Raw genomic sequence first — 25006 nt, 5'->3', positions numbered from 1 at the left:
GATATTTACCTTGTTTGGTCTGTTTAGTTTAGGCCTGTAGCTCAGCTGGTTAGAGCGCACGCCTGATAAGCGTGAGGTCGGTGGTTCAAGTCCACTCAGGCCTAGAGAGAAGTCATCAGAGGATGGCTTCTCTTTTTTATTGTCTTTTTTGCTGCTTATTGTCCCTTTCAGCCAGCCAGTTCCTTGCCTGGCCCTTGCACAGCCATGGTCAAAAGAGGCCCCTTATGCTATAGTGGATATACGAGTATTTCTATAACGGAGGATGATTATGGCAAGAAGAATTTTATGTGCCGGGCCGACGGCGATTGCGCCGGCGGTCCTTGACCGGATGACCCAGGCTTCGACTAACCCGGACCTAGATCCGGCCTACCTGTCCTTCCACCAGCAGGTCATCAAAAAGTACCAGCGCTTGCTGAATACTGAGGCGACGACTTTTATGATGCTTGGCGAAGCCATGGTGGCCCTGGAGGGCGCAGTGGTCTCTCTGGTTGAGCCTGGCGACCGGGTCCTGGTTTTGTCGAATGGGGTCTATGGCCAAGGCTTTGCGGACTATGTTCGCTTTGTTGGCGGCGAACCGGTTGTCTTTAGCCAAGACCACCGGCATGGCCTGGACCTGGACCGCTTGGCGGCCTTTTTAGCAGAGGACCATGATTTTGCTCTAGCCACCATGGTTCACTGTGAAACGCCAACAGGGGTGACTAATGACCTGGCTGGTTTGGCTGGGCTTTTGAACCGGTATGGGATCCTATCTATTGTAGACAGTGTTTCCGGCATTGGTGGGGAAAAGGTGGACTTTGATGCCTTTGGCCTGGACTGTATCTTGTGTGGGAGCCAGAAGGTCCTCAGCGCGCCGACGGGCCTGGCTCTCGTTACCCTGTCCAAGCGGGCTGAAGCAAAGATTGCCGACCGGCAAAAAGAGGTCCCGTCTTTTTACCTCAACTTTAAGAATTACTATGCCTACGATGACCCGGCCTTTGCTTTTCCTTATACCATGAGTGAACACCTGACAGCTGCCCTGGATGAAGCCCTGGACCGGTTGCTGGCCCAGGATTACCTGAGCCTCCATGCGCGCTATGCCCGCCTGACCCGGGAAACCGTTAGGGCCTCTGGCCTGTCTCTTTATGCCCTGGACCACTTTGCCAGTACTGTAACTGCCGTTTGCCTGCCGGAAGGCCTTTCAGCCAGCCAGCTGCTGGATGCCATGCGGGCTAAGGATATCCTTATTTCAAAAGGGGTCGGCCCTATGGCGGATCGTCTTTTCCGGATTGGCCATATGGGCAATAATATTTCAGAGGATAACTTCCGGGCTCTTTTTGCGGCCCTGGACCAGTCTTTTACTGACCTGGGCTATCCCCTGGACCAGTCTCTGGAGGAAACCTTTACGGCCTTTCTGGCCGATGACCGATTCTAAGAGCCCCATAAGCGAAAAAATCCGCCTCAACTTAGCCTTAAGCGGCAAGTTGAGGCGGATTTTTGTGTTGGAAATCTTGCCGGGCCCTAGACGAACCGGATCCCATCCCGGTAGACATAGCCCCAGGTATTGGTGATAATATCTGCCGGCTCTACAATAAAGCCGTCTGCCAGGGTGGCGTGGGCCACAATCGGTCGGCCATTGTTAAAGCCGAGGAAGATGGCGGCGTGGTTATAGCCGTAGTTATAGGCTGGATGGTAGGCGTAACTCACATCCCCCGGCCACATGCCGGCAAAGCTGGAAGGAATGTATTTGCCCCCATAGTTCGGGGCGGTGAGGTATTGGTCCTTGACCATCCGGTAGCCCTTGTCGGCCTGGATATTGCTGGCTGAAGGGGGCAGGGTGGCAATGCCGAGTTCCTTATAAGCGCTGTAAACGGCGCCACAGCAGTAAACACCGCTGGGGTCATTTAAGTCACAACCGAACCACTTAAAGGGGAGCCCTTCCCGCTTAGCGGCATAGTTGGCTACCGCCTGGCCCAGGAAGCGGCGGTCAGCATCAGGGGCGGTGAGCCAGCTATTGGACATGTCCTGGTCATCAGGCAGGGCCCAGTAGATGGCCTTGCCCTTGTGGCCGCCGGGCCGGTTGCCGTCGGAGACAACCCCATCCTTATTGAACCAGTGAGCCTTGTAGCCGGTAGAAAAGACCCCGTTTTCGAGCCGTTCATAGGAATAGGGGGAGAAGTAATAGGTCTGGCCATCGATTTGTTGCCAGCCTTGGGCCAGGCCCTGGTCGGCTGTGGCGTAGTAGCTTAGGCCATCGCGCTTGACCCAGCCTAGGGCGAGGCTGTCATCGTCATTGAGCAGGTAGGCCTTATCATTGACCTTAACCCGGTTGTCCTTGGTTTGGATGGCCTTGAACCGGGCCTGGTTATCCCGGTCGATGAGGTAGGCCTTACCGTCTTGGTCGCTGACCAGGGTCCGGTTGGCTTGAGCGACCACCGGGTCTTCCTTGAGGCCCCGGAGTAAGATGGAGATGGCCTCAGCTCGGGTGACAGGGGCCTTCGGCCGGAAGCTGCCATCGGGATAGCCGCCCAGGTAGCCCCGGGCTTGGAGGTCTGCTACCCCTGGCCGGCAGGCCGGGGAGATATCGCCGGCATCGGAGAAGGGGATGGGTCCTTGGCTTTGAGTAGCCTCTTCCTTGATGGCCAGGAGGCTGGAAGTGAGCTGGGCCACTTCTTCCCGGCTGATGGCCTGGTCGGGGAGGAGCTTATCGCCATCAAATAGAGTCAAATAGCCAAGGCCCTGGGCAGCTTCAATCTCACCCTTGTACCAGGCCTGGTCAGCCACATCCCTGTAGCCGGTGGCTGTTTGGCTGGGGGTCATATTGTGGACCCCGTAGCTGCGGTTGAGGAAGGTGATGTATTCCGCCCGGGTTACGTCTGCATCCGGCCGGAAGGCCCCGTCTTCATAGCCCTTGACCAAGTCCAGGCTCTGAGCCTTTTCAATGCCCAGGACGGCCCAGTGGCCCGGAGTATCTGTGTAGCTGGCGGCCCATAGACTACCGGGCACCAGGACGAGAGCCAGGGTTAGGGACCCGGCCTGCAATAAGGTATGCCATACTTTTTTCATAAAATACCTCCTTAGTTATGGATTATCCATATAAAACATATAGATATAAATTCATTATAAGGGCTGGGATTTTATTTTCAACTGCATAAAAGGAAAATGATTTAGAATAATAGAACTTTATCCAATTCGGGCCAATCATCGCCCTGGTACCCTTCTTTTTCTTGAAATTTCACGGTGTAGGTCATAAAATAAAGGGCAATATGGAGGGAGGAAGGTAACAATGAAAGTTCTTTTAGTGAATGGTTCACCGAATAAGGAAGGCTGCACCCACCGGGCCCTGCAAGAGGTGGAAAAGGCCCTGCAAAAGGAAGGCCTGGAAACGGAAATTTTCTGGGTAGGCAAAACAGTTAAGGGCTGTACCGCCTGCATGACCTGTAAAAAAACCGGCCAGTGCATCTTTGATGATACGGTCAATACCTTTGCCGCCTTGGCTGAAGAGGCCGATGGCTTTATCTTTGGGTCGCCGGTCTACTACGGGGCCCCGACAGGCAATATCCAGGCCTTTATGGAGCGGCTCTTTTGCAGCGCTACCCGGCATTTAACCTATAAGCCTGCCGCCAGTGTGGTATGCTGCCGCCGGGGTGGGGCCACTGCCAGCTTTGACCGGTTGAATAAGTTCTACACCATCTCAAATATGCCGATTATTGCCAGCCAATACTGGAATATGGTCCATGGCCTGGTCCGGGAAGATATGGAGTCTGATATTGAAGGCCTGCAGACCATGCGGGTCCTGGGGCAGAACATGGCCTGGATTTTAAACTGCATTGCGGCGGGTGAAAAAGTCGGCCATGGCCGGCCACAAATTGAAGACAAAATCTTTACCAATTTTGTGCGCAGGTAGGCAGGTCCCTGCCGGAGGTCTGCATATTTTGCTCCTTGCTGGGTAAGTAGTCAGTAAGGAGTGATTAATATGGCAAATGATAAACTGGATCAAGGCATTGGTGCAGCTAAGGAAAAGGTTGGCCAAGGCCTAGGCGATGAAGAACTTGAACTCAAAGGAAAGGCCCAACATCTCAAGGGTGAGGCTGAAGAAAAGCTGAATAAGCTCAAAGATAGCGCAGCCGCTAAGGCCAATGACCTGCTGGACAAGGTCAAGGGCGAGGACAAGTAATTGCTCTGCCTGAACAGTAAAAACGCTTTGCCGAAAAGGCAAAGCGTTTTTCTTTCTATTGCATTGACAGGGGGCCGGCATCATTTTTATACTGATGGTATGAGAGAAGGAGGCGGGGCGTATGCGGCGAGGACCCTTATTGGTTTTATTGTGTTATGTCTTATGGGGTTTTTTACCCATTTACTGGAAGCTGATTGCAGATGTGAATGCTTATGTCAATTTAGGTAGTCGGGCCATTTGGTCCTTTATCCTTTGTCTCGTCATCCTGGCGGCCCTCAGAAAGCTCAACCAGGTCAAGCTTATTTTTGTTGACCGGCGAGAAATGTGGCGGCTTTTTATTGCCGGGGGCGTCTTGCTCATCAACTGGGGGTCTTACATCATTGCGGTGAACACCAACCATATTGTAGACGCTAGCCTGGCTTATTACTTAAACCCGATTATTTCTATCGTCATTGGCTTTACGGTCTTTAAGGAACGGCTAACCGGCCTGCAATGGGCCGGCGTCATCCTGGCTACTGTAGGCGTGGGTATTTCCATTATTTCTTATGGTCAGGTGCCCTGGCTGGCCCTGGTGATTGGCCTCTCCTTTGCAGTCTATGGGGCCCTGAAGAAGACCTGCCACAGTGAGTCCATCTCTGCCCTAACGGTGGAGATGACCCCCTATGTCCTGCCCCTCCTGGTTTTCGTGACGGTCATGTTTGCCAAGGGACAGGCAGGAGATGCCAGCCTCTGGCAGCTGTTCCTCCTCCCGACCACGGGGATTGTGACAGCAGTGCCCCTCTTTTTTTACTCAACGGGTATTGCCAGCACAGACTATACCCTGGCCGGGATCCTCATGTATGTGAACCCCACCCTCCAGCTCCTGTGTGGGACCCTCCTTTATGGGGAAGTCATCTCCCAGGCCCAGTGGCTGACCTTTCTCTTTGTCTGGGCCGGCCTTATCTGCTATGTGGTCTCCACCTTGCTCAAGCGGCGCAATGGCCAGCCGGCTAAGAAATAGGCCGGAACTGGGTCAGGTTGAGGCGCATGGCCGGGCGGTCATCGCCGAAGGCCTGTCCCTCGGCGATAATAATATAATCATCCAATAATTGTTGACGAACGGCCTCGTACTGGGGCCGATTTTTTATGGGCCAGCGGTAGTAGAGGTAGAAGCCGCCCTGGGTGGCGACCGGGTGGAGACTCGGAAAGTTAGCCTGCATATAGCCGGTGACCGCCTTGAGGGCGGTCCGGGTCCGCTTTTTTAAGAGGTCGATTTGTAGGCTGAGGTCCCGGGCAATATAGTCCCGAAGGATGTGTTGGGGCAAGGCGGAGAGCCCGGCGTCAATGTCCCGGCGGAAGTTGGCCAGGGCATGCATGAGATGGGGCGGGCCAATGAGCCAGCCTATCCGGATGGTGGGCCCCATGTACTTGGAAATAGACCCGGCGTAAAACATCTGGTCGGCCCCGGATAGGGCCTTGATGGGGCGGTTTTCCGTTTCCCGGGCATAGGGGAGCTGGGCGGAGGCGTCGTCCTCAAAAATAGGAATCTGGTAGCGGTTGCAGAGGTGGAGGATTTCCTTGCGCCGCTTGAGGCTGGTGTGGATGCCTGTTGGATTTTGAAAGATGGGGTTTAAAAAGACCATGCTAATCCGGGTGTGGCGGACCGCCTGGGCCAGGTCCTCAATAGAGGGTCCCTCGCTCTGCATATGAATGGGGATGAGCCGCAGGCCGGCTGCCTGAAAAATCGGCAGGTGGTAGAAGTAGGAGGGCGCCTCAATGGCCACCGTGTCCCCCGGGTTCAAATAGCCGTGGGTGACCAGGAAGATGGCCTGCTGGGTCCCGCTGGTAATGAGGATTTCTTCAGGGGAGACCTGCCAATGGTAGCGGGCGTAGAGGTCCTTGGCGACGGTTTCTCTCAAGGATGTCAGCCCCATGACATCCCCGTCGGCGGCTGCGTCAAAGACCTTGTCCCAGGAGAGGGACTTGATGGACCCCTGGGGCAGCCAGGAGAGGGGGGCGTCCCCGTCTTCCAGGTGGCGCCAGGGGGCCTCCGGCTGGGCTGACAACCTGGCCTTGACCTGGCGCTGGTAGGGGCTTTCCGGAAAGGCTGACCGCTGCATCCGGTCGGGCAGGCCCAGGCTCCACTTGCCCCGGCTGACAAAGCTGCCACTGCCGACCTTTCTTTCAATGAGCCGACGGTCAACGAGTTCACTTAGGGCGCGGGCGACGGTGGACCGATGACACTGATAGAGGGTGGCCAAGTCCCGCTCTGAAGGCAGCCGGTCCCCGGGGGCCAGGCGGCCGCATAGGATGGCCTCCTCCAGGTTATTCATGATTTCTTGGTATTTTCCCGCCATAGGCATCTCCTTTCTCGAACGTATGCCCAGTGTAGCAAGCTGAAAAATAAAAGACAAGCGGCTGCATAAAAGATCAGCCGCTGGGGTATAAAAAATTAGTGTAAAGAATTAATTCCTAGTTTAGAACTAGGAATTATGGCGTATATCTAAATATAGATAGAAGAGAGGGGAAGAATTATGTTTAAATCTGTCACAGATATGATTGGTCATACACCCATGATCGCCTTGACGGCTTTAACGAAAGCATTGGCTTTAGACGGCACCATTCTTGCTAAGGCCGAATTTCTCAACCCCACCGGGAGTATGAAGGACCGCATTGCCCTGGCCATGATTCGCGGGGCCGAAGCGGCAGGTCAACTCAAGGTCGGTGGGACCATTATTGAACCCACCAGCGGCAACACCGGTATCGGCCTGGCGGCTGTCGGTGCCCGCTTAGGTTATAAAGTTGTGATTGTCATGCCGGAAACCATGAGCATCGAGCGTCGTAAAATGATGGCGGTTTATGGTGCTGACCTGGTGCTGACACCAGGTGCCGAAGGCATGAAGGGGGCCATCGCCAAAGCGGAAGCCCTGCAAAAAGAACTGGACGGGGCCATCATTGCCGGCCAGTTCGCGAACCCCTTGAACCCCGAAATCCACTATAAAACCACCGGCCCTGAAGTTTGGGAAGCCCTGGAGGAAGCCCGGATTAAGCCGGATATTTTAGTGGCCGGGGTCGGCACCGGCGGGAGCCTGTCCGGTGTCGGCAAGTACTTAAAGGAAAGACAGGAAAACTTAAAGGTCGTTGCCGTTGAACCGGCCCGGTCTGCTGTCTTATCCGGCCAGCCCTCCGGTACCCACCGGATTCAGGGCATTGGCGCCGGCTTTGTCCCGGACGCCTTGGACCGGTCCGTCATTGATGATATTTATCAGGCGACGGACGAGGATGCCTTGGCCATGGTTGGTCTCTTGGCCAGAACGGAAGGGCTGTTTGCGGGGGTATCCTCCGGCGCGGCCTTGACCGCCTGCCGGGATATTTTAAGAAAAGAACCGGGGCAGACCCTTGTGACCCTGCTGCCGGATTCAGGTAACCGATATATATCAATGGGTGATATTTTTGATCAAGGGAAGGGCGTGGAGGAATAATGGCAAAGACAATATATGTAGATAATGCGGCAACCACTCCGGTTAGTGATAGCGTTTTGGAAGCGATGATGCCTTACTTAAAAGAGGTATACGGCAATCCTTCCAGCCTTTATCATGTGAGTGAAGAACCCAAGGCCGCTATTGCTAAGGCCCGTGACCAAGTGGCCAAGGCCTTAAATTGTGAACCTCGGGAAATCTTCTTTACCTCTTGTGGGACAGAGTCGGATAACTGGGCCTTAAAGGGCTATGCGGTCCAAATGAAAAAAAGGGATAAGACCCACATCATTACGACCAATATTGAGCACCATGCCATCCTGCATACCGCTCAATTTCTGGAAAGCCAGGGCTTCGATGTCACCTACCTACCGGTAAATGAAGATGGCTTAGTGACCGCTGAGCAAGTCCGGGATGCCATCCGGCCGGAAACCGGTTTGGTCAGTATCATGTATGCCAACAACGAAGTGGGGACTATCTTCCCCATTCCCGAGATTGCCGAAGTCTGCCATGAGAAAGAGGTCATCCTGCACACCGATGCGGTCCAAGCCGTCGGTCATGTGCCCATTGATGTCAAGGCCCAGAAGATTGACATGCTCTCCCTGTCCGGCCATAAAATCCATGCCCCCAAGGGAATTGGCGCTTTGTATGTTCGCAAGGGCATTATGCCGGTTAACCTCCTACACGGTGGCGGTCAAGAGAGAGGCCGTCGGGGCGGGACAGAAAATACCGCCTTCATCGTTGCCCTCGGCCAGGCCATTACCGATGCAGTGGAAAACATGGAAAAAAATACCGACCACTGCCGGCGGCTCCGCGACCGCTTAATCGAAGGCCTCTTGGCCATTCCGGCCACCCGGTTAAACGGGGCCCGGGATCCGCGTCTGCCCGGGAATGTGAACGTATCCTTCGAAGGGATTGAAGGGGAGTCCATCCTGCTCATGCTGGATGCTTACGGGATTTGCGCCTCCAGCGGGTCGGCCTGCACCTCAGGGTCCCTGGATCCGTCTCACGTGCTTTTGGCTCTGGGCCTGCCTCATGCCATTGCTCACGGGTCTTTACGTCTGAGTGTCAGTGAAAACAATACCGATGAAGAAGTCGATTACATCTTAGAACATGTGCCGGCCATCATTGAACGGCTGCGGAATATGAGCCCGGTCTGGGATAAGGAAAACCAGCGCATGATTATGGAAGATGATAACCTTAAAAAATAAGCCATCAGATTAGTGCCTTTAATTAAAGAGAGGAGTCTTCACCTTGTATACAGATAAAGTTATGGATCACTTCAGAAATCCCCGGAATGTCGGCGCCCTTGAAGATGCCAATGCCATTGGCGAAGTAGGTAACGCCAAGTGTGGCGATATCATGAAGATGTACCTTAAAATTGAAGATGACATCATCAAGGACATTTCCTTTGAAACCTTTGGTTGTGGGTCTGCCATTGCCACCAGCTCTATGGCCACTGAAATGGTCAAGGACCATCCCATCTCTGAAGCCATCAAGTTATCCAATGATGCTGTTGTCGAAGCCCTGGGTGGCCTACCGGCCAATAAAATCCACTGCAGTGTTTTAGCCGAACAAGCCATTAAGGCAGCCCTGGTTGACTACTACAACCGCCAGGGACAAGACGGCGAAGCCATGGTTGGCAAGCTCATGACTGAAGAAGAAATTGAAGCCACCAACCACATTGAGGAAGACTAAGGATAAAAAGCTGAATACAAAAACGTCTTTTACCTTTTGCGGTAAAAGACGTTTTTTACCTTGCTTGACGAGAGGCGGTCTCACTTATACAATATTGGGAGCATAAAAATTTAAAGACCGTTAAGGAGGGGTATGTCATGCGTGAGGCTGTAGGTGTTATTGGTGGCTTAGGGCCGGCTGCAACGGCTTATTTTATGGAACGGGTGATTGACTTTACCCAGGCCGACTGCGACCAGGGCCATATTAATATGATGATCTTTAACCACTGCACCATTGGCGACCGGACGGCGTATATTTCCGGGGCCTCATCTGAGGATCCCCTTCCCTTAATGATAGAGGATGCCCGGGACATGGCTGCCCTGGGCTGCCGTTTTATCGTCATTCCCTGTAATACGGCTCATTATTTTTATGAAGACATTCAATCAGCGGTAGACATCCCGGTGGTTAATATCGTGCGGGAGACCCTGCGCTATGCGAGCTGCGAGGCCCAGGATCCCCTTTGCATTGGGATTATGGCCACAGATGGTACCATTATGACGGAAAGTTACCAGAAGGCCGCCGAGGAAAGTGGCTGCAGCTGGGTCACCTGTGACCCGGGCATGCAGAAAAAGTTAATGGACATGATTTACCAGGGCGTCAAAGCCGGCCGACCGGTGGCCCTGGCGGATTTTGAGGAAATAGCCAACCACCTGCGCCAAAAGGGGGCCAATTGCCTTGTTTTAGGCTGCACCGAGTTGTCTGTTTTAAAACGCGACCTCGCCCTGCCGGATGAAGATGTCATTGATTCAATTGACGTCCTGGCATTAGAGACGGTACGTCGCAGTGGAAAACCCATGACCGCTGCCGCCTTGCGTGTGAAAGGAGTCAAGTGTAGATGAAAAAATGGAGGCATTTGCTCTGCCTGGTTGTCATTTTTGCCTTAGGCCTGACCGGGTGCAGCACAGGACAGAAGAGTACAGAAACAGTCGAGCGTCCGACCATCACCAATGCGGAAAAGGTCGCTGACCAATATGATGTCATCGTTGTCGGTGGGGACCCGGAAGGGATTGCGGCCGCTATTTCGGCTGCCCGCAATGGCCAGAAGACCCTTCTCTTATGTGCCTCAGATCAACTGGGGGGCCTCTATACCGATGGCGAATTAAACTTTATCGATGTGCCGGAAACCAGAGACGGCACTCAGCTGGTCCATGGGATTTATGATGAATTCTTCAAGGCTGTTGGCGGGTCAGGCTTTGATATTGATAAGGCCTGCCAGGTTTTCTTTGATATGGTCAAGGCCGAGGACAATATTACCCTGCGGGTCAATAGCCAATTCAAGAGCCCTATCATGGAGGGGAATACCCTGCGCGGGGTCATCGTCACTGAAGATGGGGCCGAGAAGGCCTACCGGGGCGATGTGATGATTGACGCCACCACTGATGCCGACCTGGCCGCAGCGACCGGGGCCCCCTACACCTATGCCGGGGAAGACATCGGTGAAAAAGACCGGGAAATGGGGGTTACCCTGGTTTTCGGTCTCAAGGGGCTCGATTGGGATAAAATTGTCCGCCATTTAACGGTCCAACGGGCCAAGGGCGAGGTTGGCAAGGGGTCAACGGATATGGGGGCCAAGGATAACATTGCCTGGGGCTACACCCGTGAAGGCTATGGCTATGAACCGAGCAATGATGCTGTCCGCCTGCGGGGCTTTAACATGAGTCGGCAAAGCGACGGGACCGTCCTCTTTAATGCCCTGATTCTCTTTGATGTTAACCCCTTGGACCCGGCCAGCCGGGCCGATGGCATCGCCCGGGGGCAGAAGGAACTGGAAAAAATCGTTCCCTATTTACGGGAAACCTGTGTCGGCTTTGAAAAGGCTGAGTTGGCCAACACCGCCCGAGACCTCTATGTCCGGGAGAGCCGTCACATTGAAGCTGAATACATGCTGACCATTGACGATGTCCTGGAAAACAGGCCCCAGCCGGATATGGTTGCCGTGAGTAATTACCCGGTAGACGTCCAGCCGACCAAGGCGCAAAAATTCGGCACCGTCATCGGCTTCCCGGACCAGTACGCCATTGGTCTCAGGTCCCTGGTGCCGAAAAATGTTGACCAGCTGTTTGTCGTCGGCCGGAGTGCCGGCTTCCGGTCCATGGCTGCCGGCAGTGCCCGGATTGTACCGACCGGGATGGCCTGTGCCCAGGGGGCCGGGGTTGCCGCAGCAGTGGCCCGGGAACGGGGCATGAGCCCACGGGCCCTCTGCTATGATGACGCTGGCATGAAAGAGGTACAGACCCGCCTCAAGGACCAGGGGGCCAACCTCAACCATGTGCAGACCCGAGAAGCCGTCATGGACCACTGGGCCTATCCGGGGGTCAAGACCCTGCGCAGCATGGGCTTTTTAGACGGGGGCTATGACAACAACTACAAACTGGATGACCTTTTAAGTAAAAACCGCTATCAGAATATGATCAACGGGTCCCTGCGCAAGCTCGGCTTCCCGCCGGACCCGGCTGTTTTAGTGAACGACAACCCACCGGTTCGCCAAGTGATCGGGACCATGGCCCGGGCGGCCGCCGAATTAGAAGGGCGGAAGCTGCCGGATGACTTCCAAACCTACCGCCACTACCTGATGGAAAAGGGCATCTTAACCCAAGACCTGGCGGCCTATTTCTCCGAACCGGAAAAACAGCCCCAGGGGGCTGAGGCCACCCAATTGGTCGCAAATTTTTACCAATGGGGGCGGACCCTGCCGGGTGCCCAACAATTAATCGGTGTTGAATAAATGATTTGTAAAGGAGGCGCTTATGCATAAATCTTATGGTGGACAAGCGCTCATAGAAGGCGTGATGATGCGGGGCAAGCACCACCAGGCCATGGCTGTGCGCCTAGATGATGGGCGGATAGAAAGCCTGGTAACGCCCTTTACCCCCTGGGGAGAGGCGCACCCGATTTTGCGCCTGCCTTTCATCCGGGGAAGCGTCAACATGGTTGAATCCCTGGTCGTTGGCATGAAGGCCTTGAGCTGGTCAACGAATGTAAACTTAAGCGGGGGGATGGATGCCGAAGAAGAGGCGGTCAAGCCCTGGCAAATGGCCTTAACCGTCCTCATGTCCCTTCTATTATCGATTGGGATTTTCTTCCTGCTACCGGTGCTTTTGGCCCATGCCGCCGGCCCTTGGATTTCCGGGGTCCTGGCCCAGAACCTCCTTGAAGGGGTCCTGCGGGTTGGGATTTTTCTCCTCTATATTTGCCTAATCGCACAAATGCCCGATATTCACCGGGTCTTCCAATACCATGGTGCTGAACACAAGAGCATCCACTGTTATGAGAAGGGGGCCCCGCTGGCGCCGGCTTCAGCCCGGCGCTTTTCCCGGCTCCACCCCCGGTGCGGGACCAGCTTTCTCTTTATCGTTATGGTCGTGAGTATTTTCGTATTTTCCTTTACCGGCGTGGATAATATCCTCTTACGGCTCTTTTCCCGGGTACTTTTGCTACCGGTCATTGCAGGGGTGAGTTATGAAATCCTCAAGTGGACCGGCCGGCATATGGACCGGCCAATCGTCCGCCTCATTGCCTGGCCGGGTATGCAGATTCAGCGGATGACCACCGCTGAACCGGATGAAGATATGCTGGAAGTGGCCCTGGTGGCCTTGGAAAAAGTCCGCTTAGCCGAAAAAGACCAAGAGCCGGTGCCCTTTACTCAGATGACCTATCTTGCCGCACAACATTAAGGGTGAAAGGAGATTACCGGCCCATGAAAGATATGGCCCATATTCGGTTGGCGACCGTAGAAGATGCGGAAGCCCTACTGGACATATACCGCCCCTATATCAGCATGACCTGGCTGACAACGGAGGCAGAGGTCCCGACGCCGGAGGCCTTCCGCACCCGGGTTGCCGACGTCCTTGAAAAATATCCCTTTGTCGTGGCCGAGGTGGGGGATGACCTGTGTGGCTATGCCTATGCGCACAGGTATCGGGCCCGTCCGGCCTACGATTGGAGCGCCGAGCTGTCTATTTATCTAGATGAAGACTGGTCCGGTTACGGCCTGGGTAAGCTCTTGTACGGCACCGTCATTCAATTGTTGGACTACCAGCATGTGCAGACCGTTTATGGTATGATTGTCCGGGATAATGAGCCCAGCGCCGGCCTCCACCTGGGTATGGGCTTTAGCCCCATCGCCACTTATTCCAAGGTGGCTTACAAGCGGGGGGCCTGGTTGGACCTCATGCTATTTGAAAAGGATATTGGCGACCACCCGATTCCGCCGCCACCCTTTTTACCCCTTCATAAAGTTAAGCCGGAAGCCCTAGAGGAAACGCTGACGGTAGCAACAAAAAAATTCATCAATGAGTTGGAACGGAAATCGGCAAGGAGGATGACATGAGTTCACAAAATAAGTATGACGAAGCAACCCCGGCAGGCAGCTACTGGGCAAGGGATGCCAAACATGTGGTGGTCAGGGCCCACCTGCCCGCCGGTCGCCTGTCGGTGACCCAGTGGCATACTTTAAGACAAATTTTAGACAAACACCCGGACCTGGACCTACGGATCACCACCCGGCAGAACGCCCGCCTGTATGGTGCCGACCCGGTTTTAGCGGAAAGTCTCCTGGAGGAAGTCAGCCAGGCCGGTTTCCAGCCCGTCGGTAAAAAAGGCGATGTGGTCATCAACCCGGATTCGGGTCTGCGCCAGGACGAGGCCTTTGACGTTTACCCCTATGCCCTGGCCATCAGTGAATGGCAGAGCAGTGGTCTGGGCCGGTCCGCCCAGGTGCCCGGAAAGTTAAAGCCCTCTATGACCTCTGCCCCGGATGCCCTGGCCTCGATTTCTTACGCCGATATTGGCTTTATCGCCAGACGGAATGAGGCCGGTGAAGCGGGCTTTACCGTTCTGGGCGGCGGAAGCCTGGGGGCCATGCCCCGCCTGGCCGTTACCCTATTAGACTTTATCCCGGCCAAGGATGTGTTACGGGCCATGGAGGCCTACGCCCAGGTCTTTATCGACCTCTTTGCCGATAGCAAGATTGGCAAAAAACGGATGCGGTTTAAAATCCGTGAGCTCGGTGAAGAAGGCTTTATCACCGTCTTCCAGAGGGCCTATGACCAGGTCAAGGCCAAGGACATTGCCGGCCTGCCCAAGGATGCCCTCCGCAAGAGAGACTGGGGAGAACTGGCTGACCGGACCCATCCCAACATGGTCCCGACCCGGTTTGAAGGCATTTACAGCGTCTACCTGCCGGTGCCTGCCGGTATTGTCCCGGTCGACTTCGTCCAGACCCTGGATAAGTTCGTAAACTACCTGGAATACCGGCCGGAACTGGCCCTGTCTGCAGAGCAGGAAGTGGTCGTCCGCGACTTAGCCGGGGACGACGCCCTGGCCCTTTTGGATATGATGGCCCCTTATATGGCGGCCCATGCCGTTGGCGACCAGCAGAATCGGATTGCCTGTGTCGGGGCAGACCTCTGCCGCTTTGGCCTGGCCCACAATTCGGCCGTCAATGACATTCTGAACAAGTTTGACCCGGACGACTTACCCAAGATGGGGATTTCCGGCTGCATGAACTCTTGCTCCGGTCACCAAGTCCGTCCCTTGGCCTTTTGGGGGAAGAAGTCTGACCATACGGATTTCGCCAACGATATCTTTGAGGTGGTTGTCGGCGGTTCAGCCACGGATGGCCAGGGGGGCTTTACCCTGGGCCAAAATATTGGCGCCATTGCCCTAAAAAACCTGGAAGCCTTCCTCCAAGACCTGATTCGTCGGCAAAAGGCTTCCGGCCAGTCCTGGGAGCCCTTCCTCCAAGACCATGTTGAGGAAATTAAGACCCTCCTCGAGACCTACCAAGGCTAGGCTTGCACATTTGCTGGGATAAGCGTAAAATATATATGCCCCTGGTTGCCAGGGGCATTATTTTGTACATACGACCTTAAAGGAGGAAGCCCATGTTTGAACAACTTCCCGCATTAGATAAACGCTTTGAAGAATTGAACCAGGCCATGGCTGACCCGGCCCTACTTTCCAATCAAGAAGAGTTTCGTAAAACGGCCAAGGCCCGGGCAGACCTGGAAGACGTGGTCATGGCCTGGCGTGAATACAGCGGCCTTTTACAGGAAAAAGAGGATACCAAGGAAATCATCGAAGCCGAAGATGACCAGGATATGGTGGACATGGCCAAGGAAGAGCTACACGAACTCAACGACCGGATTGCAGCCCTGGAGGAAAAAATCAACCTCCTGCTCCTGCCCAAGGACCCCAATGATGAACGGAATGTCATTATGGAAGTCCGGGCCGGCACCGGCGGGGACGAGGCCGCCCTCTTTGCCAGCGATCTCTTCCGGATGTATGCCCGGTATGCCGAAGACTGCGGCTGGAAAGTCGACATCATGAACTCCAATGCCACTGATGGCGGCGGCTACAAGGAAATCACCTTTATGATTGTGGGCAAGGGGGCCTATTCAAAATTAAAATTTGAAGGCGGCGTCCACCGGGTCCAACGGGTCCCGGCCACAGAAAGCGGTGGCCGCATCCATACCAGTGCTGCAACGGTCGCTGTCCTGCCTGAAGCAGAGGACGTAGAAGTGGACCTGGACATGAACGATGTCCGGGTAGACGTCTTTTGTTCCTCCGGCCCCGGGGGGCAGAGTGTCAACACCACCCAGAGCGCCGTCCGGGTTACCCACGAGCCTAGCGGCATTGTGGTCAGCTGCCAGGATGAAAAGTCCCAGCAGATGAACAAGGAAAAGGCCCTTAAGGTCCTCAAAAGCCGCCTGTATGAAAAGATGATGGCTGAACAACACGGGGCTGAAGCCGAAGCCCGTCGGTCCATGATTGGGTCCGGGGACCGCAGCGAACGGATCCGGACCTATAACTTCCCCCAGGGGCGGATCACCGACCACCGGATCAACCTGACCATCCACAAGCTGGACCAGGTCTTGGATGGGGAATTAGACGAACTCATCGATGCCCTTGTCTCCACCAACCAAGCCCGCCAATTAGATGAGGCTGCCCGTGACATCTCCTAAGACCTGGCAAGGCTTATTTGACGAGGCCCTGGCCCAAGTCGGCCGGGACCGGCGGCTGGCTGTGGAGCGGTTGATGGTCCATGCCCGGGATATGGACCGGGCCCTGGCCCTGGCCCACCTGGATGAGCCGGCTCTAGCGGCCGAGGAGGAGGTTTTTACCAGGGGGGTCCGGGAGCTTTTAGACCACCGGCCCCTGCAGTATATTTTAGGGGAGGCCCCCTTTGCCGATTTTTCCTTACAGGTCGGTGAAGGGGTTTTAATTCCCCGCTTTGATACGGAAATCCTGGTTGACCAGGTCCTGGCCCTGGTGCCTGAAGGGCCCTTCCGCCTGTTGGACCTATGTACTGGTAGCGGGGTGGTGGCCATTGCCCTGGCCCGGCGCTGTCCGGACGGGGAGGCCTTTGCCTCGGATATCAGCCTCGAGGCCCTGGACCAGGCCCGGGCCAATGCCCGGCGGCTGGCTGTCGAGATTACCTTTGCTGAAGGGGACCTCTTTGCCCCCTGGCAGGGGCAGACCTTTGATATCATCACCGCCAACCCCCCTTATATCAGTAGTGCAGATATGAAGACCCTGCCGGCAGAAGTCCGGCAGGAACCCCACCTGGCCCTCTGGGGTGGGGAGGATGGCCTGGATTTTTACCGTCGCTTGGCCCAAGAGGGCCCGGCCTACCTCAGACCCGGCGGCTACATGGCCTGTGAAATAGGGGCCGGCCAGGGGGAGGATGTGGTTCGCTTATTTCACCAGGCAGGCTTTCAAGACCTGGTCATCCATTATGATTGGCAAGGCCACGATCGCGTGGTCCTAGGAAGAAAGGAGAGGTAAGATGTCAGTGGCGCAAACGCCAACCGAAGCCGCCTTAGAGCGGCGGAAGCAGGAGCGGGCCATGGGGGCCATTATCATCATTGCAGCCTTCCTGGCCCTCTTCAATGTATCATCTGTCAATGTGGCTGTTCCCCGCTTTATACAGGAGTTTAATACCTCAGTGACCCTGGTCCAGTGGATTAGTATTGGTTACACCGTAGTGATGGGGGTTGTCAGCCCCCTGGCCGGTTATTTTACCCGGCTCTTTACCCTTAAAAACTATTTTATTATGAGCATGGGGGCCTATGTGGTCCTATCCATCCTGTCGGGCCTGGCCCCGAATATCTACCTGCTCATCATTGTCCGGGGACTTCAAGGTCTGGCCGGAGTTGCCTTAATTCCGACGACGATGATCATTATCTACAGCTACATCCCTCGCCATAGACAGTCCTTATACTTAACCATCCAAAATATGAGTCTGTCCCTGGGGCCGGCCCTGGGCCCGGTTATTGCCGGCTTGATTTTGGCCGCTGCCACCTGGAAGTGGATTTTCTGGTTTAACGTCCCCCTGGGCATCCTGGCCATTTACCTATCCCTGGCCTACCTGCCCAAGGAAGAGGCCCATACGACGGAACGGATTGACTGGCTCAGCTTTGCCTTTGTGGCTGTGGGTTGTCTGCCGGTCCTCTTGTCCTTTAGCCTGGCCACCAACTTGGGCTTTACTTCACCGATTGTCCTGGGGATGCTGGTTGGGGGGAGCTTCTTTGTCTTCTGCTTTGTCCACCGGCAACTCCACCTGACCAACCCGGTCCTGGACTTCACTGTCATGCGCAACCGGGAGTACACCCTGACCCTGGTCAGCAACGGGCTCCTGTCCATGGGGCTGGCCCTGGGGCCCTTTATCTTTTCCATCTACTTCCAGATGGTCAAAGGCTACAGCCCGCTGACCATGGGTCTCCTGCTCCTGATTCCCGCTATATTTTCAGTTGGCGGGGCCCCTGTAGCCCAGGCCATGTATGACCGGATGCCTTCCAAAACCGTTATTATCTTGGGCTGGGTGGCTCTGTGTGCCGGGAGCATCACCCTGGGCTTTTTACAATTGACAACCCCACTTGTCCTGGCTATGGTCTTTTTCTGCTTCCGCTACCTGGGCATCGGCCTCCTGGGCATGCCCATTACCGACCATGGGATGCGTGAACTGCCCAGAGAAAAGAGCGATGATGGGTCCACCTTAATCAACTGGATTAAGCTCATGATCACCGGCCTTTCCTTGTCTGTCTTCACCCTGATGTATGAAAAGGTAACGGCTTATTTTGCGGCCACCATGTCTACTGAAGGCGCTACCCTTATGGGGGTCGATGCCGTCTTTCTATCCTCTGGGCTGACCTGTATTATTGGCCTTGTTTTATCTCTGAAACTCAAGCGGCTCCATCCCAAGGATATGTAAAAAAGCTGTCGCCCCTTTCCGAACCCGGTTGATGCCGGCAAAGGCAGGGCGACTTTTTATTTGCCGCTGCTTTTGGGCATTCCTGTTTAAAAAGTAGCTGATCGCGGTTATATATAAGACAGGACTGATTGATGTATATATGAAAAGGAGGCTTTACTATGGGAATTATTTCTTGGTTAATCGTTGGTGCCTTAGCCGGTTGGCTTGCCAGCATCATCATGGGTAAAAACGCACAAATGGGTGCCTTAGCCAATATCGGTGTCGGCATTGTCGGGGCCTTTATTGGTGGTTTCCTGCTATCCTTCATCGGCCATGGTCAAATCACCGGGATTAACTTACCGACCATCGGGACCGCTGTCTTAGGGGCTGTTGTCCTGCTCTTTGTTGTAGGTAAGATTCAAGGAAGAAAATAAAAAGAGGTGTCATATGTCGATCAAAGGCATCATTTTTGATCTTGACGGGACGCTTCTGGATACACTAGATGATCTCGCAGATGGGGTGAATGCCGCTCTGCGAGATTTCTATTTTCCGGAGCGCAGCCGTGAAGAGGTGCGCCATTTTGTTGGGAATGGCGTGGGCAATTTAATCCGCCAGGCCGTCCCGGCCGGAACCGACTCAGCAACCCTTGGTCAGGTGCATGAGGCCTTTATGGCCCACTATACGGAAAACCTGATCCAAAAGACCCGGCCATATCCGGGTATCGTTGATCTACTGGAAACCCTGGCCCTTTCCGGCTATCACCTGGGGGTTTTGAGCAATAAACCCCACAGGGCAACGGAGACCCTGGTCCGCCACTTTTTCCCGGATACCTTTTCCTATATCCTGGGACATAAGGAGGAGAACCCTCGTAAACCGGACCCGACTACACTTTTAAAAATGGCCGGTGATATGGGACTGGATCCGGAAGAGATTTGTTATATTGGCGACTCGGAAGTGGATGTGGCTACCTGCCGGCAGGCCCAGGTCGCTGGGGCCTTTTGCCTTTGGGGTTTCCGGTCTGAAGAAGCCTTAAAAGAGGCCGGGGCTGGCCTTTTCTTAGATGAACCGGCTGAACTCTTGGCCCGGCTCCTGGCTGGGGAGGTCAGCTTGTAAAAACGACAGAATTGATGTATATTTTAGTTAATTCAATCCTCAAGGAAGAAAGGTGATCGTATGAAAAAAATAGTTGTGTTAGAGCCCTTGGCTGTGCCGGATGACCTGCTCCACCAGCTGGTTGATGAAAAGCTGGGCGGACAAGCTGACCTGGTGCTCTATGACCAACGGGCACAAAGTGATGAGGAAATGATCGAACGGGCGAAAGATGCGGAAATCGTCGTGATTGCCAACCAGCCGATGAGCGAAAAGGTTGCCCGGAGCCTGGAAAAAATTGAGCTCCTAGCGGTGGCCTTCACCGGCTTTGACCACATCCCTGTTGATGTCTTTAAAGAACGCGGCGTGACTGTTTGTAATGCCTCCGGCTACTCCAATGAAGCGGTCACAGACCTGGTCTTCGGGATGGTCATCACTCTCCTGCGGAATATCCGGGAATGTGACCAAGCAGTGCGCCAAGGCGGGACCAAGGATGGCCTGGTGGGCCAGGAACTGTCCGCCCTTACCTTTGGGGTCATCGGGGCCGGGGCCATTGGCCAGCAAGTCATCAAGGTGGCCAATGCCTTCGGTTGCCGGGTCCTGGCCTTTAACCGGAGCAAAAAAGAGGTGCCGAACTGCGAATTTGTAGACCTGGATACCCTGCTCAAGGAAAGTGATGTGGTCTCCATCCACCTGCCGAGCAATGCCGATACCAAGGGCTTTATCGGGGCAGATGAGCTGGCCAAGATGAAGGATACCGCCATCCTCATCAACTGTGCCCGGGGTCCGATTGTTGATATTGATGCCCTGGCCAAGGCCCTAAAAGACCAGTCCATTGCTGGGGCAGCGGTGGATGTCTTCTATACCGAGCCGCCCTTGGCAGCAGACAACCCCCTCTTCGATACCCCCAATACCCTTCTGACGCCCCACGTGGCCTTTGCGACAGATGAAGCCTTTGTTAAACGGGCCCATATCGTTTTTGGTAACATTGCCGCCTTCCTGGCCGGCAAGCCTGAGAACGTTGTCGTGTAAGTTTAATAAAATTAACAAATAGATATTCATAAACTGGGTTTATGATTTAGCCGACCGCTATAGGTCGGCTTTTTTGTTGGGAAAAAACGTTCGGAACATACGCTCCGGGGCTTTCTTATGGGGCTGGGGGCTGGATTAAAGAGGCAATGTGGTGTAAAGTGGTATAAAGTGGAGCAAAAGGGTTTCAAAAAGCAGAATTTTGTAGAGAAAGGGGGGCGGCAGATGTTCTTAGGCGAATATAGACACAGTTTGGATGCTAAGGGACGTCTGATCATCCCCAGCAAGTTCCGCGAAGGCCTGGGTAACCGGTGTGTGGTGACCAAGGGCCTGGATGGCTGCTTGTTTGTTTTTCCCATCGATGCCTGGGAGGCCCTTTCCAAGAAGCTGGCCCACCTGCCCTTGACCAGGCAGGATGCCCGGTCCTTCACCCGCTTTTTCTTTTCCAGCGCCAGTGAAATAGAGTGTGACAAACAGGGACGGATTGCCATCCCCCAGGGCCTGCAAGGTTATGCCGAATTAGATAAAAATGTTGTTGTCATCGGCATGAGCGAACGGATAGAAATCTGGGGTACCGATCGCTGGGAAGCCTATGAAGCTGGAAATGCCGGCTCTTTTGAGCAGTTGGCAGAGCTGATCGAACCCTTTGATATCGGGTTATAGGAGGAAGTATGTTTCAACATATACCGGTTTTAGCAGAAGAAGTCCTGGCCCACTTAGTGGTCAAGCCCGGCGGCATTTATGCCGACGGGACCCTAGGTGGCGGTGGTCATGCCGGCCTTATCCTAGAGGCCTCGGCACCGGATGGCCAGCTCATTGCGACAGACCGGGATGAAGTTGCCCTGGCGGCAGCCCGGGCCCACCTGGCCCCCTATGGTGACCGATTCAAGGCCTACCATGCGAATTATACAGAATTGGCGGATTTGATTGCCCGCGACTACCCTAAAGGGATTGACGGTATCTTACTGGATATCGGCGTTTCCTCGCCGCAAATAGATACTCCGGACCGGGGTTTCAGTTATATGCATGATGCCCCCCTGGACATGCGGATGGACCAGAGCCAGGGCCCCAGTGCCCGGGACCTGGTCAATGACCTGTCTGAGCAAGCCCTCCATGACCTCATTAAGGACTACGGAGAAGAGAAGTGGGCCGCTCGGGTTGCAGCGCTGATTTGTGAGCGCCGGGCCCTGGTCCCGATCGAAACTACCTTCCAGCTGGTTGATGTCATCGAACGGGCTATCCCCAAGGGGGCCCGGGAAAAGGACTCCCATGTGGCCAAGCGCACCTTTCAGGCCTTGCGGATTGCAACCAATGATGAACTAGGGGCCCTTGAAAAGGCCATTGACCGCCTGGTGGATGTTTTACAGCCTGGTGGGCGCCTGGCAATCATCACCTTCCATTCTTTAGAAGACCGAATTGTAAAAAATAAATTTAAATACTTAGCGGCCTCCTGTATTTGTCCTCCGAAATTGCCGGTTTGCACCTGTGATAAGGTGGCTACGGTCCGGATGGTGACCCGGAAGCCGATTACGGCCAGCGCTGCCGAATTAGACCATAATCGCCGGGCGGCCAGTGCCAAGTTGCGTGTTGCTGAAAAAATCATCTGACAGGAGAGATAACCATGACTCAGTCAGGCTACTACCATGACTATAAGGGTCGCCAGCAGGCTGGCAATCGCTTTGAAGCCCGGCCGGATGACCGGTATAAGCGGGCCTTACGCATAAAAGATAAGTCCAAAGACCAAGTGAAGCCCGCGGAAAAGAGCAAGGCCATCTTTAAATTTCCCCGCTTGCGGGCGGTGGCCCTTATTTTTGTCCTAGGCCTGCTTGTGGCGGCCCAATACAGTGCTGTCCAGACCATGGGTTACCGGGTCAGTGAGGCCCAGTCCCGCTTGTCCGAAATTAAGGCGGTTAATGCCCAGTTGGAGCAGGAATACGCTGCCCTGGGGAATCTGGCCCGGATTGAAAAGCAGGCCACTGAAAAGATGGACATGGTTATGCCTGACCGGGTCCTGACCTACCAGCCGTCCAAGGCTACCCTGGCGGCCCAGAAAAAAGAAGCTGAAGAAACCGCCGGAGGGCGTCGATGAGAAACAAAAATCGCATTGGCGTCATCATGGGCATCGCCTTTTTTATCGGTTTATTAATTATGGGTAAACTCCTTTATGTGCAGGTCTTTGCCAATGAATCCTTTAGCAGCATGAGCCTGTCCAACCGCTTACAGGAAGTCTCTGTCATGCCGGACCGGGGGCTCATTTACGACAGCAAGGGCGAGGCCCTGGCCATTAGTGTCAAAAGGAAGTCGGTATACATCACGCCGGCGGAAATTCGCAAGTTAAAGGATAAGGACAGGGTCATTGACACTTTGGCCAAAACCCTGGCCATGTCCAAGAGTGACGTCCTGGCCGCCGTGAATGATCAAACCAGTGACTTCCGCTGGCTGAAAAGACACGCCGACAACAAAGCTGTGGAAAAACTGCAAAAGGAAAACTTCCGTGGGGTCGGCTTTACAGATGAATATAAGCGGGAATACCCCAAAAGCCGCCTGGCTGCCCAAGTCCTGGGCTTTGCCGGGGTCGATAACCAGGGGCTCAGCGGCATAGAGCTCCAGTGCAACTCGATTTTAGCCGGCAACCCCGGTAAGCTCCTGGTCGAATATGACGGCAAAGGCAATATTATCCCCCAGTCCATCCGGGAGTCTATTCCGGCGACGGCCGGGGATGATGTTTACCTAACCATCGATGGTACCATCCAGTACATTGTCGAGCGGCAGCTGGCCAAGGCCTCAGAGCAGTTTGACCCGGAGGGGATTACCTGTATTGTCCAGGAAGTGGACACCGGGAATATCCTGGCCATGTGTAGCCTGCCGGATTTTGACCCCAATAACTACGCCAAGTCCGATGAGAAAAACTGGCAGAACCCGGCGGTATCCAAGGTGTATGAACCGGGGTCCGTCTTTAAGGTCGTCAGTGCCTCTATGTTTTTAGATGACGACGTGGCTACCCCCCAGAGCCAGTACAACTGCCCGGGCAGCATTTTAATCAATGGGCATGAATTGCGGTGCTGGACCTACCCGAACGGGCAAGGCCCCATGACCCTCCGGTCTGGTTTGGCCATGAGCTGCAACATCGTTATGGCCAAGAGCGTGGCCCGGCTGGGCAAAGAACGGTTTTATGACTACCTTCACGGCTTTGGCTTTACCCGTAAAACCAACATTGACCTCCCGGCTGAGTCTGACCCGGTCCTGGTCCCCAAGGACCAGGCCGTTCCCCTGGACCTAGCGGCCATGTCGATTGGCCAGGCCAATGCCTACACGCCCATCCAGATGGTCAATGCCATTTCGGCCATTGCCAATGGGGGAACGCTGATGAAGCCGCAAATCATTTCAAAAATCACCGAACGGGACGGCAAGACCATTAAGGAGGTCAAGCCGGAAGAAGTCCGCCGGGTTTTGAGCACCGAGCGAGCAGAACAAGTCCAGGAAATGATGGAAGCGGTTGTTACAGAAGGCATCGGGAAAGAGGCCGCTGTACCCGGTTACCGGGTAGCCGGTAAAACCGGGACGGCTGAAATCGCCCGGGAAGGCCGCTATGAAAAAGGCGACTACATCATGAGCTTTGGCGGTTTTGCCCCGGCCGGTGATCCTAAAATTGCCTGTATCGTTATCGTATCCAGCCCCAGGACCACAGCGTCCAGTGGGACAGTGGCAGGGCCGGTCTTTTCTGGGATTGTTAAGGATATCATGCGTTACTATGAAATCCCTTCCTCCCTGCCGGATAAGAGCATTGAAGAGCCGGAAGTCAAGAACCTGGTTCAAGTGCCTAAGGTTGACCTGCCCATGAATGCAGAAGCCTTTCGCCTCCGTATGCAGGAAGCCGGCCTCCAGGTCGAATTCGTTGGCAGCGGGTCAGACGTTGTAGCTGCCCTGCCCCTGGCCGGAACCCGCCTGGCAACAGGCAGTCAGGTCAAGGCCTACCTGAGTAATCCCAAGGCAGAGCAAGTCACGGTACCGGACCTGTCCGGCCTGACCCTGAAAGAGGTTGACCACCTGTTAACCGGCCTAGGTCTCAAGGCCAGCCTGGATGGCAGCGGCTTGTGCTGGTACCAGACCCCGGCGGCAGGGACCCCCGTCCGCACCGGGTCAACGGTATCTGTTAAATTTGCCTCTACCCGCGAACAATCCAATATCCGCGATGTAGAAGATGAGCGGGCCGCTGAAGAAGAGAAGAAGGCCCAGGAAGCTGCCAAGGAAAAAGAAAAAACCACTACAGATACCAAAAAATCAACTCCCTCATCTCAAGCCCCTTGAGATGGATTGATTTCATAGCTAGAAGAATGATCCGGGTTTTCC

Annotated in this window: 24 protein-coding genes and 1 tRNA gene; 23 read left to right on the top strand and 2 right to left on the bottom strand. The window is 54.7% G+C overall.

What is annotated here, in order from left to right; translation table 11 throughout:
- Nucleotides 1-30 precede the first annotated feature (30 nt).
- Both ACKQTC_RS07640 and ACKQTC_RS07635 read left to right on the top strand, forming a co-directional pair.
- Nucleotides 31-104, top strand: a tRNA-Ile gene (locus tag ACKQTC_RS07640).
- A 164-nt stretch (nucleotides 105-268) separates the two neighbouring features.
- Nucleotides 269-1411, top strand: coding sequence for a pyridoxal-phosphate-dependent aminotransferase family protein (locus ACKQTC_RS07635; protein ID WP_408977851.1), 1143 nt, complete (start codon nucleotides 269-271; stop codon nucleotides 1409-1411).
- Between the two features lie 86 nt (nucleotides 1412-1497).
- Here the strand turns inward: ACKQTC_RS07635 and ACKQTC_RS07630 are convergent, their stop codons facing one another.
- Complete coding sequence (locus ACKQTC_RS07630; protein WP_408977850.1) at nucleotides 1498-3042, bottom strand: S-layer homology domain-containing protein; 1545 nt, start codon at nucleotides 3040-3042, stop codon at nucleotides 1498-1500.
- Nucleotides 3043-3262: 220 nt separating this feature from the next.
- Between ACKQTC_RS07630 and ACKQTC_RS07625 the strand changes: the two genes are divergently transcribed.
- From ACKQTC_RS07625 to rarD, 3 genes are all read left to right on the top strand, one after another.
- The gene (locus ACKQTC_RS07625; protein ID WP_408977849.1) at nucleotides 3263-3883 is read left to right on the top strand and encodes a flavodoxin family protein; all 621 of its coding nucleotides are present in this window, start codon (nucleotides 3263-3265) and stop codon (nucleotides 3881-3883) included.
- Between the two features lie 69 nt (nucleotides 3884-3952).
- Entirely contained in the window at nucleotides 3953-4153 is a 201-nt protein-coding gene (locus ACKQTC_RS07620) for a CsbD family protein (RefSeq protein ID WP_408977848.1), read from the top strand.
- Nucleotides 4154-4274: 121 nt separating this feature from the next.
- The gene (rarD, locus tag ACKQTC_RS07615; RefSeq protein ID WP_408977847.1) at nucleotides 4275-5153 is read left to right on the top strand and encodes an EamA family transporter RarD; all 879 of its coding nucleotides are present in this window, start codon (nucleotides 4275-4277) and stop codon (nucleotides 5151-5153) included.
- Here the strand turns inward: rarD and ACKQTC_RS07610 are convergent.
- Entirely contained in the window at nucleotides 5143-6489 is a 1347-nt protein-coding gene (locus ACKQTC_RS07610; protein WP_408977846.1) for an aminotransferase-like domain-containing protein, read from the bottom strand. The genes rarD and ACKQTC_RS07610 overlap by 11 nt on opposite strands.
- A gap of 177 nt (nucleotides 6490-6666) precedes the next feature.
- Between ACKQTC_RS07610 and cysK the strand changes: the two genes are divergently transcribed.
- The 18 genes from cysK to ACKQTC_RS07520 all read left to right on the top strand — a co-directional run bounded on the left by cysK (nucleotide 6667) and on the right by ACKQTC_RS07520 (nucleotide 24964).
- Nucleotides 6667-7614, top strand: a complete 948-nt coding sequence (gene cysK / locus ACKQTC_RS07605; protein ID WP_408977845.1) for a cysteine synthase A — start codon at nucleotides 6667-6669, stop codon at nucleotides 7612-7614.
- Nucleotides 7614-8819, top strand: coding sequence for a cysteine desulfurase NifS (gene nifS / locus ACKQTC_RS07600; RefSeq protein WP_408977844.1), 1206 nt, complete (start codon nucleotides 7614-7616; stop codon nucleotides 8817-8819). The genes cysK and nifS overlap by 1 nt, the downstream gene beginning before the upstream one ends.
- A 43-nt stretch (nucleotides 8820-8862) precedes the next feature.
- On the top strand, nucleotides 8863-9306 hold the full coding sequence (gene nifU / locus ACKQTC_RS07595) for a Fe-S cluster assembly scaffold protein NifU (protein ID WP_458295186.1): 444 nt from the start codon (nucleotides 8863-8865) through the stop codon (nucleotides 9304-9306).
- Nucleotides 9307-9443: 137 nt separating this feature from the next.
- On the top strand, nucleotides 9444-10184 hold the full coding sequence (gene cuyB, locus ACKQTC_RS07590) for a cysteate racemase (RefSeq protein ID WP_408977843.1): 741 nt from the start codon (nucleotides 9444-9446) through the stop codon (nucleotides 10182-10184).
- Entirely contained in the window at nucleotides 10181-12070 is a 1890-nt protein-coding gene (locus tag ACKQTC_RS07585) for an FAD-dependent oxidoreductase (RefSeq protein ID WP_408977842.1), read from the top strand. Before cuyB ends, ACKQTC_RS07585 begins: the two co-directional genes overlap by 4 nt.
- Nucleotides 12071-12092: 22 nt before the next feature.
- Nucleotides 12093-13019 carry a DUF1385 domain-containing protein gene (locus tag ACKQTC_RS07580; protein WP_408977841.1) on the top strand — a complete coding sequence of 309 codons (927 nt, stop codon included), beginning with the start codon at nucleotides 12093-12095 and terminating at the stop codon, nucleotides 13017-13019.
- Nucleotides 13020-13042: 23 nt separating this feature from the next.
- Nucleotides 13043-13675 carry a GNAT family N-acetyltransferase gene (locus ACKQTC_RS07575; RefSeq protein ID WP_408977840.1) on the top strand — a complete coding sequence of 211 codons (633 nt, stop codon included), beginning with the start codon at nucleotides 13043-13045 and terminating at the stop codon, nucleotides 13673-13675.
- Nucleotides 13672-15138 carry a hypothetical protein gene (locus ACKQTC_RS07570; RefSeq protein WP_408977839.1) on the top strand — a complete coding sequence of 489 codons (1467 nt, stop codon included), beginning with the start codon at nucleotides 13672-13674 and terminating at the stop codon, nucleotides 15136-15138. The genes ACKQTC_RS07575 and ACKQTC_RS07570 overlap by 4 nt, the downstream gene beginning before the upstream one ends.
- Before the next feature lie 92 nt (nucleotides 15139-15230).
- Nucleotides 15231-16310: a peptide chain release factor 1 gene (prfA, locus tag ACKQTC_RS07565; protein WP_408977838.1), complete on the top strand. Its 1080-nt coding sequence runs from the start codon at nucleotides 15231-15233 to the stop codon at nucleotides 16308-16310.
- Nucleotides 16297-17133: a peptide chain release factor N(5)-glutamine methyltransferase gene (gene prmC, locus ACKQTC_RS07560; RefSeq protein WP_408977837.1), complete on the top strand. Its 837-nt coding sequence runs from the start codon at nucleotides 16297-16299 to the stop codon at nucleotides 17131-17133. Before prfA ends, prmC begins: the two co-directional genes overlap by 14 nt.
- 1 nt (nucleotide 17134) lies before the next feature.
- Complete coding sequence (locus tag ACKQTC_RS07555) at nucleotides 17135-18559, top strand: DHA2 family efflux MFS transporter permease subunit (RefSeq protein WP_408977836.1); 1425 nt, start codon at nucleotides 17135-17137, stop codon at nucleotides 18557-18559.
- A gap of 158 nt (nucleotides 18560-18717) precedes the next feature.
- Entirely contained in the window at nucleotides 18718-18972 is a 255-nt protein-coding gene (locus ACKQTC_RS07550) for a GlsB/YeaQ/YmgE family stress response membrane protein (protein WP_408977835.1), read from the top strand.
- A 13-nt stretch (nucleotides 18973-18985) separates the two neighbouring features.
- The gene (locus ACKQTC_RS07545) at nucleotides 18986-19651 is read left to right on the top strand and encodes an HAD family hydrolase (protein ID WP_408977834.1); all 666 of its coding nucleotides are present in this window, start codon (nucleotides 18986-18988) and stop codon (nucleotides 19649-19651) included.
- 60 nt (nucleotides 19652-19711) lie between these two features.
- A complete protein-coding gene (locus tag ACKQTC_RS07540) occupies nucleotides 19712-20659 on the top strand; it encodes an NAD(P)-dependent oxidoreductase (protein WP_408977833.1) in 948 nt (315 codons plus the stop codon).
- A gap of 222 nt (nucleotides 20660-20881) precedes the next feature.
- Nucleotides 20882-21319, top strand: a complete 438-nt coding sequence (mraZ, locus tag ACKQTC_RS07535; RefSeq protein ID WP_408977832.1) for a division/cell wall cluster transcriptional repressor MraZ — start codon at nucleotides 20882-20884, stop codon at nucleotides 21317-21319.
- Between the two features lie 8 nt (nucleotides 21320-21327).
- The gene (gene rsmH / locus ACKQTC_RS07530; protein WP_408977831.1) at nucleotides 21328-22263 is read left to right on the top strand and encodes a 16S rRNA (cytosine(1402)-N(4))-methyltransferase RsmH; all 936 of its coding nucleotides are present in this window, start codon (nucleotides 21328-21330) and stop codon (nucleotides 22261-22263) included.
- 14 nt (nucleotides 22264-22277) lie between these two features.
- Nucleotides 22278-22745 carry a hypothetical protein gene (locus ACKQTC_RS07525; protein WP_408977830.1) on the top strand — a complete coding sequence of 156 codons (468 nt, stop codon included), beginning with the start codon at nucleotides 22278-22280 and terminating at the stop codon, nucleotides 22743-22745.
- The gene (locus ACKQTC_RS07520) at nucleotides 22742-24964 is read left to right on the top strand and encodes a penicillin-binding transpeptidase domain-containing protein (RefSeq protein WP_408977829.1); all 2223 of its coding nucleotides are present in this window, start codon (nucleotides 22742-22744) and stop codon (nucleotides 24962-24964) included. Before ACKQTC_RS07525 ends, ACKQTC_RS07520 begins: the two co-directional genes overlap by 4 nt.
- Nucleotides 24965-25006 lie beyond the last annotated feature (42 nt).

It is taken from the genome of Peptococcus simiae (assembly GCF_046097595.1).
Classification (GTDB): domain Bacteria; phylum Bacillota; class Peptococcia; order Peptococcales; family Peptococcaceae; genus Peptococcus; species Peptococcus simiae.
The sequence above is the reverse complement of the archived record's forward strand: the minus strand, read 5'-3'. Positions and strand labels throughout refer to the sequence as shown.